This window comes from Pseudonocardia sp. NPDC049154, from assembly GCF_040648315.1.
Lineage (GTDB): Bacteria > Actinomycetota > Actinomycetes > Mycobacteriales > Pseudonocardiaceae > Pseudonocardia.
Genome location: NZ_JBEZDN010000258.1, coordinates 1 through 1,747 on the forward strand (window position 1 = coordinate 1; position 1,747 = coordinate 1,747).

At 78.1% G+C, this 1,747-nt stretch carries 2 protein-coding genes; both read right to left on the reverse strand.

Features of this window, described 5'->3' with window-relative positions:
• A partial coding sequence (locus AB0B41_RS43150; protein ID WP_358213026.1) for a GAF and ANTAR domain-containing protein occupies positions 1-805 on the reverse strand: 805 nt, incomplete at its 3' end.
• Between the two features lie 105 nt (positions 806-910).
• A partial coding sequence (locus tag AB0B41_RS43155; protein ID WP_358213027.1) for an Ldh family oxidoreductase occupies positions 911-1,747 on the reverse strand: 837 nt, incomplete at its 5' end.

Below are 1,747 nucleotides of genomic sequence, written 5' to 3' on the forward strand. Positions count from 1 at the left end.
GCCGCTCCCCGGCCCGGCCGGCGGCGCCCCGTGCGGGACCCCGCCCGGACGTCACCACCCCGAACACCTGGGTCGGCGTGTCCTCGCCGGCCGCGGGCGGCGCGTCCGTCCGGTCCAGCACGGCCCGCGCGGCCTCCGCCGGCTCGACGCCGGCCTTGCGCGCCCGGCTGGCCAGGTAGCGCCCGGCCTCCTCGACGTCCGTGCGGTACCGCTCCGCGAGCATGCCGGTGGCGTGCGCGACCGGCAGCGCGGTCTCGTGCTCCGCGGTCAGCCGCGCGACGGTGGCGGTGAGCCTGCGCAGCGCGCAGACGTCCGTGAGCCGCGCGGACAGGACGTCGGCGAGCCCGGCGACGGCGTCGACGTGCCCGTCCCCCACCGGTCGGCCGGGGTGCCCGAACAGCTGCAGCCCACCGACCGGCTCCCCGTCGACGACGAGCGGGACGACGACCGAGCACGTCAGCCCGGTGTCCGCGGCCGCGGCCGCCAGCTCCGGAGGACCGATGCGGGTGAGGTCCGGGGTGACCATCGGGCGTCCGGACCGGACGGCGCCCTGCACCGGGCCGGTGCCCGCCCGCAGCTCCATCTCCCCGAGCCGCCCGGCGGCGGTGTCCGACGCCGACACCCCTGCGAGCCCCGGGAACCGGTCCGGCACCTCGACCAGCACGATCGCGGCGCCAGAGACGCCCAGCGTCGCGGGCAGCGCGGTGCAGACCGAGGAGAGCAGCGTGCCGAGATCGGCGCCGGCCACCGCCGTGCGCCCCACCTGCAGCATCAGCCCCATGATCCCGGGATCGTCCGGATGCATCGCCCCAGCCCCCTCGGACGTCTCGCAGTACGAGTGCTACCGCGCGTAGTCAACCATCGGCCGTCCGTGGCACGGCACGGACGATCATGGGCTGGGCCGAACGGATCAGCGCCGGCGGAGCTCCTGCACCTGCGCCCAGGTGGTCTCGTCGACGGGCACGCCGCGGAACCGGTTGCGGGCGCGCACGTCGTGGGCGCGGTCGCCGGGCACCTGCACCCGGGTGTGCCCGGGCGCGGGCGGGAGGGTCCGCAGCTCGTCGAGGAAGGCGGCGATCGCCGGCTGCGTCCGGCCCACGCCGAACAGGCCCGGCGCGAAGGCGATCAGCACGTCCCCCTTGGTCACCGGGTCCGTGGTGTCGAGCGTGCCCCGCACCTCCCGGCCGAGCGCGGTGCCGGTCAGGGAGGCGACCAGCAGCTCGAGGACCAGCGACAGCGCGTAACCCTTCGGACCGCCCACCGGGGTGATGGCGCCGTCGAGGGCGGCGGTCGCGTCCGTGGTCGGGGCGCCCTCGGCGTCGACGGCCGCACCCTCGGGCAGCGGCTCGCCGCGGGCCGCGTGGTCGAGCACCTTGCCGCGGGAGATCTGCCCGGTCGCCATGTCGAGGACGACGGGCCGACCGCCCGTCGGGACGGCCGCCGCGATCGGGTTCGTGCCGAGCATCGCGGGGGCGGCGCCCCACGGGTGGACGAGGGCCTCGCTGGTGGTCGTCGCGAGCCCGGCGAGCCCGGCCTCGGCCAGCCGCTCGACGTACGGCGCGAGCATCCCGAGGTGCCCCGCGCGGCGGATCGCCGCGACGGCGACCCCGGTGCGCGGCACCCGCTCGACCAGCGCCTCGACGGCCCGGTGGGCGACGGGCGGACCGAGCCCGGGGCGCCCGGGGACGGTGGTGAACGGGTGGGTGGTCCAGCGCAGGAGGGGGGGCGCGGGCGGGTCGAGGACGGC